Genomic DNA, 15,553 nt, shown 5'->3' with positions numbered 1-15,553 from the left:
CCCGGTTGCCGTGCATGAACAAGGAGGTACAGCACAGCCGCGTGGTGTCGTCGACCCTCGCCTCGGGCGAGGCGTAGTCCGCGAGGATCTTCGCGACGACCGGCTCGCTGCCCGGCTTGACCTTGAAATTGAGCGCATGGCGGATCTTGCCCTCACCGATCCGGGGGGCCGTCTGGACCCGGCGCGTCGCGGACTCGGCCGACGTCACGGTGCCGGTCTCACGGACGATGTGGAAGCGAAGCGAACGGGTGCCATGAACACAGCTGTGCAGCGGCCGCACCATCTGCACGTGCTCTTCGCTGTTCACCCAGTCGAGGAAGGGCGGGGCGCTCTCCCACTCGCTGGTGATGAGCCATTGGGACGGGTTCTCGATCGACTGGCCGAGCTGGTCGCTGACGTGTCCCGGGACTGACGCGACCTGACTGCACAGCTGTTCGTACGCTTCCAGGAACTGCTGCTGGGCTCCGTCATAGACCTCCACGAGCAACACGACACGCAGTCGTGAACCATCGAAGACGGACTGGGAGACCCGCTTCGACACCCGTCGCGTCAGCGGTCCTGAAACACATTCAGACGTTGTGGTCATCCTGCGCACTTCTCCTTCGCAAGGGGGCAGAGGGCAACGTCGAGCCACGGGTGACGCGACGTCAGCGTTCCCCGATCGTCTGCCGACCAGAGGAAGTGCGCGACTCGTATGAACCATGCGAGTGGGGTGCCCCGAGTTTCGTAGAGTCTGCCCTGAGTCTGATGAAGCGGCGTCGCTGGGGAATTGACCGTCCAGCAGCGTACGGAGGCCGTCGTGCCCCGCAGTTATCCGCCCGAGTTCCGCCGCCACGTCCTCGATCTGGTCGAGTCTGCCCGAGTTCCGCCGCCACGTCCTCGATCTGGTCGAGTCTGGCCGGAAGACCGCCGAGGTGGCGAAGCTCCTCGGCATCAGCGAGCAGACCATCTACGGCTGGCACCGCCAGCATTTGAAAGACACCGGACAGATGCCCGGTGTCCCCACCCACAAGCAGGCCGAACTCACCGTCGCCCGTAAGCGGATCGCGGAGCTGGAGGCCGAGCCGGCTGTTCTCCGCCGCGCCGCTGAACTGCTGGGCGAGGCGACCTCCCTAAAAGGCGGTTCGAAGCCATCCGCGTGATGGCCGGCGAGGGGCATTCCGTGCAGCAAGGCTGCCGGGCAACATCAGCACAGGTCACAGTACGAATCGCATTTTCGAGCGGCACACGCTCCGCCCAACCAAGGCGAAGGTCCCTCCCCCGCCGACCAGCGTGAGTACGACGATCGGTACTCCGTGTCGTTTGCTCATCCTGAAGGCGATTGCTGAAGTTCTGTTGTTCGGGCGCACGCCGACCCCGCCACCGTCTGTCCACCACCCCTTACGATGACTTTGATTACCGCGGTGAAGAGGGAGACGCTGGGCATGCGAAGGCTGGGGGACCTGGAGGCGGAGATCATGGACCGCCTGTGGAGGTGGAGGCGCCCGGCGACCGTGCGCGAGATCGTCGACGACATCAACCGGACACGGCCCGTCGCCTACACCACCGTGATGACCGTGGCCACCATCCTCCACAGCAAGGGCTGGCTGCTGCGCGAGCAGAAAGAGGGGCGCGCCTGGCTGTACGAGCCGGTCCGCACCCGGGAGGAATACTCCGCCGCCCTCATGGAGGACGCCCTCAGCGCCAGCGAGGACCGCCCCGTGGCGCTCACGCACTTCGTCGGCCAAATGTCACCCGTCGAACGAACCGCACTACGCAAGGCACTGCGCGAGGTGGGAAAGCGCACGGACACGTAAACGCGGCCTCCACGCTCGTCGCCTACGCGGTCGTGGTCGGTTCCTTGCCCGGCGGCTACTGGGCGGCTGCCGGGCCTGCCGCCAACGGCGCTCGCCACGCACACGAGGCCACTGTCATCAGCACAGCGCACCTCGGCGCCTACAGCGACGATGCCTGACCGCCCTCGGTGCTGTACTCACACGAACGCGCACTGCCATTGGCAAGGGAGGCGGAAGGCGTGCGCTTTCGGCACGCAGATCCCGGTTAGGAGATCGACATCGGCATCCGGGATGACGCGCAGTTCGAGCTGGCTGTGGACCTGGCTCCGCACGCCATCGGTGCTGAAGGCCAGCGAGGGGACAGGCCGGTCTTCAGCGGCTGTGACTCGAGAACCTCCTCGTGGAGGGCCTCTCGCAGGAACAGCAGACAAACCTGGGACCCACCCACCGTCCTTGCCACCTAGCCAGCACGTGCGCGCTGAGGCGCCAGTCGATGGCAGCCCCTTCCAGGCGCCGCTCCTTGTCCGCGTCACCGCTCCGTGACTTCGGCCACATTCATGAGAGCCGTCTGAGAACCGGGCTTGGCCAACTGTTTCGACCAGTGGTAAGTGCGGGGCAATCCGGACGTAATAACGAAAGCTCATGGCCATGAGCTTGATCACTGATGTCCGAAATGTTCGTTACGGCGTCAATAAGGAGCGACAAGCCCCGGGTTCAGGGTCTCGATTCCGTAACTGTGGCACAGCGCACGTTTCTTGAAGATATAGAGGATCCCCTGATACCGGTTGTCCCCATGTCCCACACCGCTCACATACGCAGCCACCGAAAGCCGCGCCGCAGCGCGCCGAACATCGCGATGCGGGCCGGAGTCGCCGGTGGCGTCCTCAGCACGCTGGCGGTGGCCGGCGCGTCGGCATCGTCGGCGAGCGCGGCCGAGCCGGTGACACAGACGCTCGAGCTGCCCACCCTGACGGCCGACCTGGCCGCTCAGGTCGCCCAGTCCGCGGACGCCACGCAGCAGGCCGCCGCGAACTACCAGCTGCAGGCCGAGCGCGACGCGGCCGCCGCAAAGGCTGCAAAGCAGGCCAAGGCAGACCTGGCCGAGGCCAAGAAGAAGGCAGAGGCCGCCCGCAAGGCCGCCGCCGAGCAGGCCGCCTCGCGCAGCACCGAGCGGACCACCCTCGCCGCCAGGACGAGCTCCTCCAGCACTTCCACGGCCACCGGTTCGGCCGCCGCTGTCATCGCCTTCGCGCGGGCGCAGATCGGTGACGCCTATGTTCTCGGCGCAGCCGGCCCCAACTCCTGGGACTGCTCCAGCCTCCTGCAGGCCGCCTTCAAGCAGGCCGGAGTCAGCCTGCCGCGCGTCTCCCAGGACCAGTCGACCGTGGGCACCCCAGTCTCGCTGAGCAACCTCCAACCGGGCGACATCCTCTACTGGGGCAGCGCGGGCAGCGCCTACCACGTGGCTCTTTATGTGGGTGACGGTAAGTTCGTCGGCGCCGAGAACCCCTCCACGGGCATCGTCGAGAAGCCGCTGTCCTGGTCCCCGCCGACCGGCGCGGTCCGGGTGCTCTGAGGACACCCGCGCGGGCAGTCGTACACGGTGAAGGGCCGCAGCCGTTCGGAGGCAGCGGCCCTTCCGGCTCATCCCAGGTCGAAGGCACTGCGCAGGTCATCGAGGGCTTCTGTGCTGCGCAGGGGTACGTAGTCGTGGAAGGCGTAGCCGTCCCGTGTGGCGCCGCGGGACCGCCTGCGACGAGACGGCCGGGCGCCGACGAGTGAGACGAGAGTGTCCATCCGCGATCGAATAGACCACGACATTTACGAGAGATACCCGAATTGTCCTGATCCATGCGACGCAACGTCAAGCGCATCTCACCGCCTGTGACTTCACCGCAAAGAACACAAGTAACTACTAAGTTTTTTAGCTCAATGGTTTGAACTGACCACAGGAAAATCACTAGGGTCTAGCTCGAACCTCCGCACGGGTGATCACTCACAACGGGTGAGTGGCGGCGGAGGGCACCGCCCGCCGGCGTGTCGGTAGGCGGCTGGAGGAAGAAGGAGCTCGCCCCTGTGGCGTCCCACCGTCGACCTAAGCAGCCGAGCCGCGCACGTGTGACCGTGCTGACCACTGCAGCCGCTGCTGCAGTCGCCCTCAGTGCTCAGGCGGCCAACGCTGCGCCGAGCGCCAAGCCCAACAAGGACGAGGTCAAGGCAAAGGTCGACAAGCTCTTCGAGGAAGCTGAAAAGGCCACCGAGGAGTACGACGGAGCCAAAGAGAAGCAGGGGAAGCTCCAGAAGGAGATCTCCACCATCCAGGACAATGTCGCCCGGGGCCGAGAAGAGCTCAACAAGCTGCGCGGCGGCCTTGGTTCGCTGGCCGCGGGCCAGTACCGCTCCGGTGGCATCGATCCCTCCGTCCAGCTCTTCCTCTCCTCCGACCCGGACGACTACCTCAACAAGGCGTCGACGCTCGACCAGTTGAGCAGCCAGCAGGTACAGGCGCTGGAGAAGGTCCAGGACAAGCAGCGCGAACTCGCCCAGAAGCGCGCCGAGGCCACGGAGAAGCTGAAAGACCTCGCCTCCACCCGCACCGAGCTCGGCAAGAAGAAGGAGGAAGTCCAGGGCAAGCTTGCCGCGGCGCAGAAACTCCTCAACTCCCTTACCGCACAGGAGAAGGCGGCCCTGGCTGCCGAGGAGAGCCGAGCCAGCCGCGCCAGTGAGCGAAGCGTCCTCAACGGAAATGCCAGCTCGGCCTCAGGTCGCGCCGGAGCGGCGTTTTCCGCCGCCCTGAGCAAGATCGGCACGTCGTACGTCTACGGCGCCTCCGGCCCCTCCTCCTTCGACTGCTCGGGCCTGACCTCCTGGGCGTACGCGCAGGCCGGCGTCTCCATCCCGCGCACCTCGCAGGCGCAGGCCAACACAGGCACCCGCATCTATTCGGCGAGTGACCTCAAGGTCGGCGACTTGGTCTTCTTCTTCAACGATCTCCACCACGTTGGGCTCTACGCGGGCAACGGCCAGATCCTGCACGCACCGCGCACCGGCACGGTCGTCCGCTATGAGTCGATGGACACCATCGGCGGGCCGTTCATGTTCGGCGTCCGTGTCTGACCGACCAGCGAGGCCACGGCAGGTTCGGATCCATGGAACTTCCGCCCTGCCTGCCAGCACCTGGGTGCCGGTCACGGGAACCTGGCACCCCGGCGGAAGCCTGGGCACTAAATCCGCCCCGGCTGCACTCGACGCCCGTGAGGTCGAGAAGGTGGCCCGTCCGGTGAACGGGGACACCAACGCCCTTCCATGACTCGCTCGTGACGAGCCGCCCAATACAGCGGACAACAGCAGCCGTCCCTTGACAGCTTCCAAAGTCCGAGGGGGAGCGGGCGGTCTGCCCCGCTCCCCCTCGCTCTGTCAGGCTTGGTAGGCCACCAGCGCCATCATCCCGGCTTCCCCGTGGTACGCGTTGTGGCAGTGCAGCATCCACTGGCCGGGGTTGTCCGCGTCGAAGTAGACCGACACCGCCTTTTTCGGCAGCACGATCGTGGTGTCCTTGCGCGGGCCATTCGTGCCGAGCTGGTAGGTGTGACCGTGCAGGTGCATCGGGTGCCACATGGTGGTCTTGTTGACGAAGTCCAGCCGGACCCGCTGACCCTGCTCGACGAGGATCGAGTTCGCGGTCAGGTGGTTCATGTCGAACCCCGCGCTGAGCAGACCATTCCGGGAGAGCACGCGGTGGGCGGCGTCCGATCGGCCGACGTGGGCGGCGGGCGGTGGCGCGAGTTTCGCCGTGCCGACGTCCCCGGCCGAGCAGTGCTGCATGGCGGGGCCGGAGCAGGCGCCGCTGTCATCGTCCATGGCCATGTTCGCGGCCTGGAGCGCCGTGCCATGCTCGGCCGAGGCGGCAGTCGTCGTCATGGTCATGGTCGCGGAGGTGTGGTCCATGCCGACCATCGCACTCATGGCGCGGGCGGGCATGGCCGCGGACGTCGTGTTGTGGTGGATGAGTACGGCGAGTGCCGCGAGCAGCGCGACGACGACGGCGCGCGCGTAGCGTACAGCGCTGCCGCGGGATCCCGCCCGCGAGTCTGTGGCTGTCGTCATCGCTCTCCGCACCCTGCTTCATCTGACAGGACACGTCCACTATACCCAGCGGGGGTATCTCGTCTGCTTGACTCCAGCATACGAATGGAGTCCTGTGATGAAGATGTTCACTCTGTAGTAGTTGAAGACGAACGCGGAGACGGCGACCAGGCCGAGGTACGCGGCGCAGGCGGCCCTTCCAGCCGGCCATGGCGCCCGCGATGACCGCGAGCGTCCACAGCGGGAAGACCAGGGCATTGAGCTGGTAGGAGAGCTTGTCCAGCGTCGCGGCCGGTGACGACGAGGAATCCCTGGCCTGCGGCGGGCCACCACGGCAGCTCACGCCGGTACAGGCGGTACAGGAGCGGCGGTGGCTGGTGGTAGCAGAACACCGATGCCTTGGCTCCCACGATGGCCGGGGTGTCGAGGAACAGCGGCAGTTCGGCGAGGAAGTACCGTACCGCGCAATCCACTTGGTGCACCTCCGGGGCTGGCCCTCCGGGAGCCTTCCGGCCGGCTCCCACGCGCTGGTCTCCCGGCAAGCCACCCGGAACTCGTCGTTCGCCTTGTAGAGGGACCAGGCTTCTGCGTGCCGGCGCCGGTAGGTTGCGTCCTCTTGGAGCCCCGCCCAGCCGAGGATCCGGCTGTCTCTGCCGTGGGTGTCCAGCTCGCTGATGATGCGGTTGCGGGTGTGCTGCCCCTGACTTCACGCCTTCCACTCTGCCCGCTCCGGCGGGTACCCCAGCGCCTGCACCGTCTACGCGCTCGGGCCGTCCGGGACGAAGAAGTCGACCCGCGCGAAGCGCTCGTACGCCCACCGCGCGATCTGCCGAATCCGACCGGCCAAGAAGTAGCTGTTGAACGGACTGACTCCGATGCACGCGTGCTCGGCCCGCGCCAGGACGGCGGCGCACGTGGTGCTCAGTAGGGTCGCTACGAGTCCGCTCGGTGGGGCGGTCATCGTGTTCCCTGTCACGAGGCCGCCGCCGCGAGCTCCGGTTCGGGACGTGCGGTCAGGCGGCCCGAGCGCGCCAGCAGCCCGACGCTGCCGGCGCAGAACGCGCCCGTCGCCGCGAGCACCCACCAGGTCAGCTCGGGGTGCCCCAGGCGGTCGGCGGCGTCCCAGACGGCACCGGTGGTCAGGTTGCCCAGGGTGATGCCCAGGCCGGCGACGGTGTTGTACAGCCCGTAGTGGGTGGCGACGAGGCGTCCACCAGCGAGGGAGACGACGGTGTCCATCTCGAACGGATAGACCATCGCGGTGCCCAACGCCAGCAGGGCGACTGCCGCGAACAGTGGTGACAGCGCCGCCGTCCAGGCCAGTGGCCCGGTGCCCCGGGTGGTCGGTCCGGCGTCGATGAGCAGGGGGAGGAAGGCCGCGCCCATGAGCGCGATGCCGTACACGATGGCACGCTGGGACGACCAGCGCGCCCGTGCCCACGCGGTGATCTTCAGCTGGCCGGCCACGGCAACCGCCGCCGAGACCGTGAACAGCGCCGTGGTCACGGCATCACCCCGGTCCGGGGCGGCACGGTGCGCCTGCAACGGCAGCGCGAGATACACCTGGAAGGACAGGACGTACGAGCCGATCATGGCGAGGGCGAAGAGGAGGAACGGGCGGTTGGCGATGACCGTGCGCCAGTCCGCCAGCACACCGGTCGATTCGTCTGACGGCGTCTCCTTCCGGACGGGCAGCATGCGCAGCTGAATTACCGTCAGGGCGAGGAACAGCACTGCTGCTACGGAACAGATGAGCCGGAAGTCGGCAGCCAACAGGACAAGTCCGACCAGCGGACCGACGAACATACCGGCCTGGTAGAAGACGTTGAAGGCGGCGAACGCCTCCACCCGCCGCTCCCCCGCCTCCTGGGCGAGGTACGCACGCACCGCCGGGTTGAACAGCGCCCCCGCAAACCCGGTTGCCGCCGACGCCACGACGAGAGCGGGCAGTGAGCTGACGAAGCCGAGCAGGCCGAAGCCGACGGTCCGCAGCACGCATCCCACCACGATCACGGGCTTGTAGCCGAGGCGGTCGGCGAGCGTGCCGCCGACAAGGAACATGCCCTGCTGGGTGAAGTTGCGCACCCCCAATACAAGGCCGACCGCCCACGCGGCCATGCCCAGGCCGGCCGCGAGATGCACGGCCAGGTAGGGCATGAGCATGTAGAAGGCGGTGTTGATCGTGAACTGCTGGACCATCAGCAGCCGGGCGCACCCGTTGAACGAACGAAACTGCACGGCAAGGGACTTCATCGCGCGGCTCCCTCGGGTACGGTGACGTTGGTGCAACGGGTCCAACGCTCCACCGTGCACTCCCCCGGATGCGCGATCTCGTCCGGATCGGATGCCGGGAAACGGCGGAGGAGGCCGTGCCGGCGGCAGTAGTCGTCGCTGTAGACCGTGTTCCAGTACCTGTGCACGCCATCGGGGAAGATCGCCGCGATCCGGGTGTGCTCGGGCTCCGTACGGGCCAGCCAGTTGGCCACGAGCGCGACCGCCCCCACGCTCCAGCCGCCGCTGGCGTAGTGTCCTCGGGCCAGTTGACGGCAGGTCCACACCGCCTCGCCCGGCGCCGCCCAGTGGACCTCGTCGAAAGCCGCGTGGTCGACGTTGCCGGGATGGATGCTGCTGCCCAGCCCGCGCATCAGGCGAGGTCCGGCCGGCTGGCCGAAGAGGGTCGAGTTGACCGAGTCGACGCCGACGAGCTTCAGCTGCGAATTGAAGGTGCGCAGAGTGCGGGCGATGCCCGCCGAGTGGCCGCCCGTGCCGACTGCCGCCACCAAGACGTCGATGCGGCCGAGCTGGACGACGAGTTCCAGGGCGAGCGAGGCGTAGGCGCCAACGTTGTCGGGATTGTTGTACTGGTCGGGGCACCAGGCCGACGGCGTGCACGCGAGCAGCTCCCGCACGCGCACGCGGCGCGCCTCCTGCCAGCCCCCCATCGGATGCGCCTCGGTGACCACGTCCACGTGCGCGCCGAGCGCGCGCAGCTGGTGCACCATCAGCGGCTCCATGCCGGGATCGGTGACCAGGGTGACCGGATGGCCGTAGGTGATCCCGGCCAGGGCGAGGCCGAGACCGAGGGTGCCGCTGGTGGACTCGATGATCGGGGCGCCCGGCGTGAGGGCGCCCCGCTTGCGGGCTGCGGCGACCATGTGGAGCGCCGGGCGGTCCTTGATGCCGCCGGGGTTGGCGCCCTCCAGCTTCGCCCAGAAGCCGCGGCCTGCCGGGTTGAAGGGCTCTCCGATCCACAGAACGGGGGTGTTGCCGACCATGCCGGCCGGCGAGCGGCGCGGGGCTCCGGCCGGTTCGGGGAGTTCGTGCGCCGCGAGGAAGGAGGTGATGTCGTGCGACGTGATGCTGCGCAGGGCAGTGCTCATGTGGGGGTCCTCCCGCGGCCCCGCTCGCGCTGAGGCCGCGTGTCTGCCGTACGGGTGAATGTGCCGGACAGCCCGGCGGTCCGCGCCGGACGGGCACGGTCAGGTACGGCTGACGCAGACGAGGCGCAGCAGGTGGGAGCCACCGGAAATCGGCACGGCCGCCGAGTCCCCTCCCCCTGGCGGGGCGCCGGACTTCTCGGCGTCCACCACACGGCGACGCAGGGAGAGCAACGCGAACAGCGTAAACGCCAGGAGCAGGGTTCCGGCGGGTACGCGCGTATCGGCAGGCCAGTCGGCCGGATCGCAGCACACGATGCCGTGCTCCGGATGCCCGTCCGCCCCGTGGGCCAGGGCACAGTCCTCCATCTCCCACGCGGACCGCAGGCTGTCCGTTCCGGCCTCCTCGTGCACCGCTGCCGCAACCACTGCCGTGGCGTGCGCGTGCCCCTCGGCCGGGTGCGCGGCGCACGAGACAGCGTGGGCCAGGAGCATCAGCACCAGACCCACGAGGAGGGCGAGGGCCGGCTTGCGCACCCCCGCGCAGCCGGCAGATTCCTGCGGCATGCGACAGATCGTAAGTGAATCATCACGATCTGTCAGATTTGATCCACGTATGGGTGAAGATAGCCGATCTTCTGTCACACGGCAGGATCTGAAACTAAGATCCTTAGCTACTTGCTCCTGAAAAAGGGTTTGGGCTGATGGCGGGGCCGGTGCTGCGGTAGAGCGCTGTGCCGCTGGCCTCTCGGGCCATCCCTCACCGGCTGAGGACGGTCATCCGCTGGAAGTTGTAGGCGAAGATCCCCAGTCCGGCCCAGGTCTGGGCGCCGGCCAAGCGGCGAAGACGCGTGCGACGGAAACCGAAGCCGCACTTGAGGTGACTGATGCGGGCCTCGACGCCGACTCTCCAGTTGCGCATCCGCCGGAATGGGCGACTTTGCTCGTACTCACGGCGTGCCTTTCCAGGCTTCCCAGCGCGTTACAGGCCGATCCGCTGGACACCGAGTTCGGCCAGGGCCAGATTTTGGCCGCGGTGCCAAAGCCGCGGTCGGCGACGACCGTGCCCGGCGGGCGGCCAGCTTTCGCACGCGGACGATGCGGCGTGCTGCTGACCCGGCTCGGCGGTCGGCGCGCGGCGGCCGCTGCCGAATGCCGTCTGGCGGGCCTGCTGCTGGCGGGCCGGATCGATCGCGCCACCTATGCCGGACGATGGCCGAGCTCGCTCACAAGAGCTGCCGGTCGAACGAACGCGTTCCGGCGCTGCGCCGCGTTCTCGGCGTGCGGGGACGGACGATGTGAGGCGAGCAGGGCCATCCGGCCCTGCCAACGGGGGAACACCGGCCCTCCGGCACGGCACGCTCAGCCCCTGCCCGCCGACGGGCAACAGGCTCAGGCTCGAAACAGGCTACCTATACGGGGTGGCGGTATCCGAGAAGGAGGCAACGTCATGAGACGCGACAAGCTACCGCTCTATGCGCTCGCCGCTGCGATTCTCATCGTCGGACTCGTGGCTTTGGGCGTGCCCATCGGCACGATCTTCGTCCTGGCCATCCTGGCCGCCTGCCCGCTGATGATGTTCTTCATGATGCGCGGCATGCACGGCGGAGACATGCACGGCGGGAACGACCGCTCGGACGAGTCCACCGACCGCGACCGCGATCCGTTGCGCAAGCACGATCACCAGCACCCTTACGGCCATGGCCGCTCGTAGGGCGGGACACAGTCACCGCCGTTCGCGTCACCGTGCGACACCGCTGAGGGCAGTGCCGTGGCTGCCGTGATCGCGGGGCTGCTCGGCGCGCTGATCCTGGCCGCCGTGGTCTACGACACGGTTCGCCTGGTGACGCCGCACGAGAGCCGCCTCCCGCCCCTGGTCCGGCTCCGGGGCCGCAAGGCCGCGCTGGAGACCGCCGAGATGTGGCTCGTGGGCCTGCGGCTGCACGGCCGGATCGACGCGGCCACCTACCGGACACGAATGCACAGTCTCGCTGTCGGAAAGCGCACCCCAAGGAGGGCGTGATGGCTGACGCTGCATACGGCCTGTGGGCGTTGGTGGTGCTCAACACCCTGCTGTTCATCGTCTTCGCCGCGAGCTTCTTCCATCCGAAGAGCAAGCGGGACTGGCGGGCGATGGGCGCCTACAGCGCCTTCCTGGTGGCGCTGTTCACCGAGATGTACGGCACCCCGCTCACCATCTACCTGCTGGGCAGCTGGCTCGGCTCCCGCTTCCCGCTGCTGAAGGACAGCCACGCCGGCGGCCACCTCTGGAATGACCTGACCGGCTGGACCGGTGACCCGCACCTGAGCCCCTTCCACTTGGCCAGTTATGTCGCCATCGGCGCCGGCTTCTGGCTGATCGCCACCGCCTGGAAGGTGCTGCATGAGGCCGCCCAGCACGACCGTCTGGCCACCACGGGCCCGTACGCGCACGTGCGGCACCCGCAGTACGACGGGTTCCTGCTCATCATGATCGGGTTCCTGCTGCAGTGGCCCACCGTCCCCACCCTGATCATGTTCCCGGTCCTGGTGTACGTGTACGTGCGACTGGCTCGCAGCGAAGAGCACGAGGTCGCCAAGGAGTTCGGCGCCGACTGGGACGCGTACGCCGCCAACACCCCCGCGTTCTGGCCGCGCTTCGGGAAGCACCGCCGCACCCCCACCACACCGCCTCGGCAGCACGGCCGCGCGCCTGGCCGGATCACTTGGCCCACATACCGGCCCGACCGGCTCGGACAGCCCGGAAGCAAACGCTGACCGCACCACGGGGTCGTCGCGGCGGCTCCCAGGACGCCTACGTTCGCCCGCTGCGATCTGAACGGTGCCTGAGTCGGCCGGCGTGCAGGCTGTGACCTCAGCCACGGCACAATCCCCCGTATGCTCGCCGTCGACTGGGACACCATCCGCATGTTCCTGCACGTGCTCGCCGCCACCATCTGGGTCGGCGGCCAGCTCACCCTGGCCGCCCTCGTCCCGGCACTGCGCAGCCTCGGCCCCGAGGTGACCCGCACGGCGGCCCGCCGGTTCAACCAGGTCGCCTGGCCGGCTTTCGCCATACTCGTGGCCACTGGGGTGTGGAACATCGTTGCCGAACGGGACAAGGGCACCGGCGCCTACCGGACCACGCTGATCGTCAAGCTCGCCGTCGTCGCGGTCTCCGGCGTCACCGCCTTCCTCCATTCGCGCTCCCGCGGCACCGTCTCCCTTGCCGTGTACGGCGCCCTGACCGCGCTGACGGCGCTGGCCGCGCTCTTCGTCGGTGTGATGCTCGCAGGCTGAACACCTCGGGCAGACAAGACGAGGTCCTATGGCCCCGTTCGGACAGGACCACCGGACCGTGGCGCGGCCGGGCGGCCCATAGGCTCACGTGCCGCGCCAGCGCACGCTGGGGAGTGTGCCACCCGTATCGGGTGCTCGTATCCCCGCCCGACAGCAGGACACCAGGGAGGTCTCCATGAAGCGTTGGCGTACGCCGCTGGTGATCGCCGCGGCCACCGTGATCGTGGTACTGATGGCCCTGAACACACCGTTGCACCACCCCCTGCTCATCGCCGTTGCCGGCGCACTGGTCTTGTTCGCCGTGGCGCTCGCCATCAGAGACCACCGCTCGGGCGGCGCCCGACGGCAACGTTGACGGGGCGCGACGGGGAGTTCGCGTCGCGCTCCTCGAGCCCTCTGGGTTCGGGCCAGGGACTATTTCACGTGGGACAGCATCGTCAGCATGCCCGCCTCGGCGTGGTAGACGTTGTGGCAGTGCAGCGCCCGCTGACCAGAGCAGCTGGGCACTCACCACCCGCAACGGCAGGCCGGGACGCCGGGTCACCAGGCGGTTCCCATCCGATGGCCCACCCCGCACACGGTGAGCAGGTACGCCAGGGCCGTCGGTCGTCCGAGTTCCCTCCTTGATGTGCGTCTTGCTCAGGCCGGGCGGCCCAGCTCGGCGGAGATCTTCCCGAGCTGCTCCAGGCGCCGCTCCAGGGTGGGGTGGGTGGAGAACAGGTTCGCCACGGTCGAGCCGGGTCCGAGGGCGGGGGTGAAGAAGAAGGCGTTGAACGCCTGCGCGGTGCGCAGGTCCTGGGTGGGGATGCGGGCGATGTCACCCGTGACCTTGGTCAGCGCCGAAGCCAGCGCCGACGGGCGGCCGGTGAGCAGGGCACCGGCCCGGTCGGCGGCCAGTTCGCGATACCGGGACAGGGCGCGGATGAGCAGGAAGCTGAGCGCGTAGACGAGCGCCGAGACCGCCATGACCGCGAACAGCAGGGCTGCGGTGTTCTGGTCGTCGCGGCGGTCGCGTCCGCCGCCGAACAGTTCGGAGTAGAAGGCGAAGCGGACCATCAGCCCGGCGATCACCCCCAGGAACGAAGCGATCGTGATCACCGCCACGTCGCGGTGCGCGACATGGGACAGTTCATGGGCCAGGACGCCCTCCAACTCGTCCGGCTCCAGGCGGCGCAGCAGCCCAGTGGTCACGCAGACGACGGCGTGGTCGGCGTTGCGGCCGGTGGCGAACGCGTTGGGCAGATCCATGCCCGAAACGGCGACTCGGGGTTTGGGCATGTCCGCGGTCGAGCACAGCCGGTCGATGACGCCGTGCAGGCGGGGTTCCTCGTCCGGAGTGACGATCCGGCCGTGCATCGCGAACAGGGCGATCCGGTCCGAGAACCAATACTGGGCGGCCAACAGACCGGCGGCAATGACCACCACCAGGATCCACGACTTCAGCAGTGCGATGAGCACGGCGACGAACGCCACGTACAGCAGTCCGAGCAGGAACATCGTCAGGCCCATGCGGGCGGTCAGCTGCCGGTCGGGGGCGAAGCGGCTGCGCATGGTCGTCACCCCGGGATCAGGCCCTCGTCGGCCAGCAGCGCCTCAACCTCGCGCAGGCTGGTGTCCTCGTCGGGCAGGATCAGGTCCGAGGGCGCGAGCGAGTCGGCCGGCAGCGGGGTGCCCAGGGCACGTACGGCGTCCAGGAGCGCCCGTAGTCCCAAGGCGAAGGCATGTTCGTCACCACTGGCAGCGGCCGACTGCAGCACGGCATCCAGCTCGTTGAGCTCGTCCAGGTGGACGTCGGCGATCTCGTACTGACCCTCGCCGAGAATCCGCATGATCACGACGATGCCTCCTCGTTCGGCTTCCGGTCCGCGTCCGCGGGCTCACCGCGCTCCAGTGCCGGCGACGGTTCAGCAGCGGTGAGTTCGGCCTTCATCCGGGCCAGCTCCCGCTCCACGTCCCCGCCCGCGGACGCCTTGTCCAGCTCGGCCTGTATGTCGTCGCGGCCGGCCGGGAGGGTGGCATCCTCCAGGGCACCGGACGCAATCAGCTCGTCCAGCGCCCCGGCACGGGCCTGCAACTGTTCGGTCTTGTCCTGGGCCCGCTGGATGGCCATACCGACATCGCCCATCTCCTCACCGATGCCGGTGACCGCCTCGCCGATCCGCGTCTGAGCCTCGGCCGCGGTGTAGGTGGCCTTGACGGTCTCCTTGCGGACCCGGAAGGCATCCACCTTCGCCTCAAGACGCTGGGAGGCGAGGGTGAGCTTCTCTTCCTGAGCCTGCAAGGCGGCATACTGCCCCTGCAGCTCGATGATCTGCGAGGACACCGCCGCCCGACGTCCCAAGGCTTCCCGGGCCAGATCCTCACGTCCCACGGTGAGTGCCTGCTGGGCCTGCTCCTGCAGCTTGTCGCCGGACTGCTGCAGCGTGCTCATCTGCAGTTCCAGGCGTTTGCGGCTGGTCGCCACGTCCGCCACGCCACGCCTCACCCGCACCAGCAGCTCCTGCTGCTGCCCGTAGGAGTAGTCCAGCACCTCACGCGGATCCTCGGCACGGTCCAGCACCTTGTTGGCCTTGATCCGAAAAAGGTTCGCGATACGGCGAGCGATGCTGCTCATGCCCGGCACTCCCTTCTTCCCTTCGCGTTCCGGGTCGTGTCTCCTCCGTCAGGAGCACGGTCAGTGGCGGGGCGGGCCCTTCTTCGTGAGCCCGGTCCCGCCGCGGTCGCCGTGGTCGTGCTCGGGGTTCTCCTCGCCTTCGCGCTCGTGCGGTCCTCCGCCGTGACCACCCTGGCCTCCGCGGATGAAGGCAATGCCCAGCGGGCACGCCGCCACGAGGGCGATGAGGAGCAGCACGTACGGGGGGACACCCAGCCGGAGCAGTACGACGGCGACCACGGCCGCGACCGCGATGCCCGTAAGCAGTTTCGGATTCATCTCCGGCTCCCAAAGTCCTCAGGGCCAGATTCCCTAGACCTCCACACTCCCTCATGTAGGGGAACCCCGCATGGGTACTAAAGGTCTTAACACTGGGCCGAACG

Annotated in this window: 19 protein-coding genes and 4 pseudogenes; 9 read left to right on the top strand and 14 right to left on the bottom strand. The window is 68.2% G+C overall.

Annotated features, from left to right (window positions below; all coding sequences use genetic code 11):
• A partial coding sequence (locus VXC91_RS26510; RefSeq protein ID WP_329509849.1) for an antibiotic biosynthesis monooxygenase occupies positions 1-586 on the bottom strand: 586 nt, incomplete at its 3' end.
• 226 nt (positions 587-812) lie between these two features.
• Here VXC91_RS26510 and VXC91_RS26505 point away from each other — a divergent pair.
• The 3 genes from VXC91_RS26505 (at position 813) to VXC91_RS26495 (ending at position 3,351) form a co-directional block, all read left to right on the top strand.
• On the top strand, positions 813-1,142 hold the full coding sequence (locus VXC91_RS26505) for a transposase (RefSeq protein WP_329509852.1): 330 nt from the start codon (positions 813-815) through the stop codon (positions 1,140-1,142).
• A 282-nt stretch (positions 1,143-1,424) separates the two neighbouring features.
• On the top strand, positions 1,425-1,796 hold the full coding sequence (locus VXC91_RS26500; RefSeq protein ID WP_329509851.1) for a BlaI/MecI/CopY family transcriptional regulator: 372 nt from the start codon (positions 1,425-1,427) through the stop codon (positions 1,794-1,796).
• Between the two features lie 772 nt (positions 1,797-2,568).
• Entirely contained in the window at positions 2,569-3,351 is a 783-nt protein-coding gene (locus VXC91_RS26495) for a C40 family peptidase (protein WP_329509848.1), read from the top strand.
• Between the two features lie 68 nt (positions 3,352-3,419).
• On the opposite strand, the gene VXC91_RS26490 is transcribed toward VXC91_RS26495, so the two are convergent.
• On the bottom strand, positions 3,420-3,572 hold the full coding sequence (locus tag VXC91_RS26490) for a hypothetical protein (protein ID WP_329509847.1): 153 nt from the start codon (positions 3,570-3,572) through the stop codon (positions 3,420-3,422).
• Between the two features lie 279 nt (positions 3,573-3,851).
• Here VXC91_RS26490 and VXC91_RS26485 point away from each other — a divergent pair, with 279 nt between their 5' ends.
• Complete coding sequence (locus VXC91_RS26485) at positions 3,852-4,892, top strand: C40 family peptidase (protein ID WP_329509846.1); 1,041 nt, start codon at positions 3,852-3,854, stop codon at positions 4,890-4,892.
• Positions 4,893-5,192: 300 nt separating this feature from the next.
• On the opposite strand, the pseudogene VXC91_RS26480 reads toward VXC91_RS26485, so the two are convergent.
• The 8 genes and pseudogenes from VXC91_RS26480 to VXC91_RS26450 form a co-directional block, all read right to left on the bottom strand.
• A pseudogene (locus VXC91_RS26480) lies at positions 5,193-5,450 on the bottom strand (multicopper oxidase domain-containing protein); the annotation flags it as partial.
• A gap of 471 nt (positions 5,451-5,921) precedes the next feature.
• A pseudogene (locus tag VXC91_RS26475) lies at positions 5,922-6,153 on the bottom strand (hypothetical protein); the annotation flags it as partial.
• Positions 6,154-6,214: 61 nt separating this feature from the next.
• Positions 6,215-6,334 (bottom strand): annotated as a pseudogene (locus tag VXC91_RS47080) (tRNA-dependent cyclodipeptide synthase); the annotation flags it as partial.
• Positions 6,335-6,618: 284 nt separating this feature from the next.
• The gene (locus VXC91_RS26470) at positions 6,619-6,822 is read right to left on the bottom strand and encodes a tRNA-dependent cyclodipeptide synthase (protein ID WP_329509845.1); all 204 of its coding nucleotides are present in this window, start codon (positions 6,820-6,822) and stop codon (positions 6,619-6,621) included.
• 11 nt (positions 6,823-6,833) lie between these two features.
• Positions 6,834-8,114, bottom strand: coding sequence for an MDR family MFS transporter (locus tag VXC91_RS26465; RefSeq protein ID WP_329509844.1), 1,281 nt, complete (start codon positions 8,112-8,114; stop codon positions 6,834-6,836).
• Complete coding sequence (locus VXC91_RS26460; RefSeq protein WP_329509843.1) at positions 8,111-9,241, bottom strand: PLP-dependent cysteine synthase family protein; 1,131 nt, start codon at positions 9,239-9,241, stop codon at positions 8,111-8,113. The genes VXC91_RS26465 and VXC91_RS26460 overlap by 4 nt, the downstream gene beginning before the upstream one ends.
• 99 nt (positions 9,242-9,340) lie before the next feature.
• Positions 9,341-9,805 (bottom strand): hypothetical protein, encoded by a 465-nt coding sequence (locus VXC91_RS26455; RefSeq protein WP_329509842.1) that lies wholly within the window; start codon positions 9,803-9,805, stop codon positions 9,341-9,343.
• A gap of 193 nt (positions 9,806-9,998) precedes the next feature.
• Positions 9,999-10,321: pseudogene (locus VXC91_RS26450) on the bottom strand (transposase); the annotation flags it as partial.
• Between the two features lie 367 nt (positions 10,322-10,688).
• On the opposite strand from VXC91_RS26450, the gene VXC91_RS26445 reads away from it, so the two are divergent.
• The 5 genes from VXC91_RS26445 to VXC91_RS26425 all read left to right on the top strand — a co-directional run bounded on the left by VXC91_RS26445 (position 10,689) and on the right by VXC91_RS26425 (position 12,872).
• On the top strand, positions 10,689-10,952 hold the full coding sequence (locus tag VXC91_RS26445; protein ID WP_329509841.1) for a DUF2933 domain-containing protein: 264 nt from the start codon (positions 10,689-10,691) through the stop codon (positions 10,950-10,952).
• A gap of 57 nt (positions 10,953-11,009) precedes the next feature.
• Entirely contained in the window at positions 11,010-11,261 is a 252-nt protein-coding gene (locus tag VXC91_RS26440; RefSeq protein ID WP_329509840.1) for a hypothetical protein, read from the top strand.
• Positions 11,261-11,995 (top strand): methyltransferase family protein, encoded by a 735-nt coding sequence (locus VXC91_RS26435; protein WP_329509839.1) that lies wholly within the window; start codon positions 11,261-11,263, stop codon positions 11,993-11,995. The genes VXC91_RS26440 and VXC91_RS26435 overlap by 1 nt, the downstream gene beginning before the upstream one ends.
• A gap of 120 nt (positions 11,996-12,115) precedes the next feature.
• Positions 12,116-12,517, top strand: a complete 402-nt coding sequence (locus tag VXC91_RS26430) for a hypothetical protein (RefSeq protein ID WP_329509838.1) — start codon at positions 12,116-12,118, stop codon at positions 12,515-12,517.
• A gap of 175 nt (positions 12,518-12,692) precedes the next feature.
• Positions 12,693-12,872 (top strand): hypothetical protein, encoded by a 180-nt coding sequence (locus VXC91_RS26425; RefSeq protein ID WP_329509837.1) that lies wholly within the window; start codon positions 12,693-12,695, stop codon positions 12,870-12,872.
• 284 nt (positions 12,873-13,156) lie between these two features.
• Here VXC91_RS26425 and htpX read toward each other — a convergent pair whose 3' ends face one another.
• Genes htpX through VXC91_RS26405 form a run of 4 tightly spaced genes read right to left on the bottom strand, consistent with a single transcriptional unit; the run spans position 13,157 to position 15,449 of the window.
• On the bottom strand, positions 13,157-14,068 hold the full coding sequence (gene htpX, locus VXC91_RS26420) for a zinc metalloprotease HtpX (RefSeq protein ID WP_329509836.1): 912 nt from the start codon (positions 14,066-14,068) through the stop codon (positions 13,157-13,159).
• Positions 14,069-14,073: 5 nt separating this feature from the next.
• Positions 14,074-14,346, bottom strand: coding sequence for a PspA-associated protein PspAA (gene pspAA / locus VXC91_RS26415; RefSeq protein ID WP_408057478.1), 273 nt, complete (start codon positions 14,344-14,346; stop codon positions 14,074-14,076).
• A gap of 2 nt (positions 14,347-14,348) precedes the next feature.
• On the bottom strand, positions 14,349-15,131 hold the full coding sequence (locus VXC91_RS26410) for a PspA/IM30 family protein (RefSeq protein WP_329509834.1): 783 nt from the start codon (positions 15,129-15,131) through the stop codon (positions 14,349-14,351).
• Positions 15,132-15,191: 60 nt separating this feature from the next.
• The gene (locus VXC91_RS26405) at positions 15,192-15,449 is read right to left on the bottom strand and encodes a hypothetical protein (RefSeq protein WP_329509833.1); all 258 of its coding nucleotides are present in this window, start codon (positions 15,447-15,449) and stop codon (positions 15,192-15,194) included.
• Positions 15,450-15,553: the final 104 nt, after the last annotated feature.

The organism is Streptomyces chiangmaiensis (assembly GCF_036281785.1).
In the GTDB taxonomy this organism is placed as follows: domain Bacteria; phylum Actinomycetota; class Actinomycetes; order Streptomycetales; family Streptomycetaceae; genus Streptomyces; species Streptomyces chiangmaiensis.
Note: the sequence above shows the minus strand (reverse complement) of the source record. Positions and strands in the feature narration are given on the sequence as shown.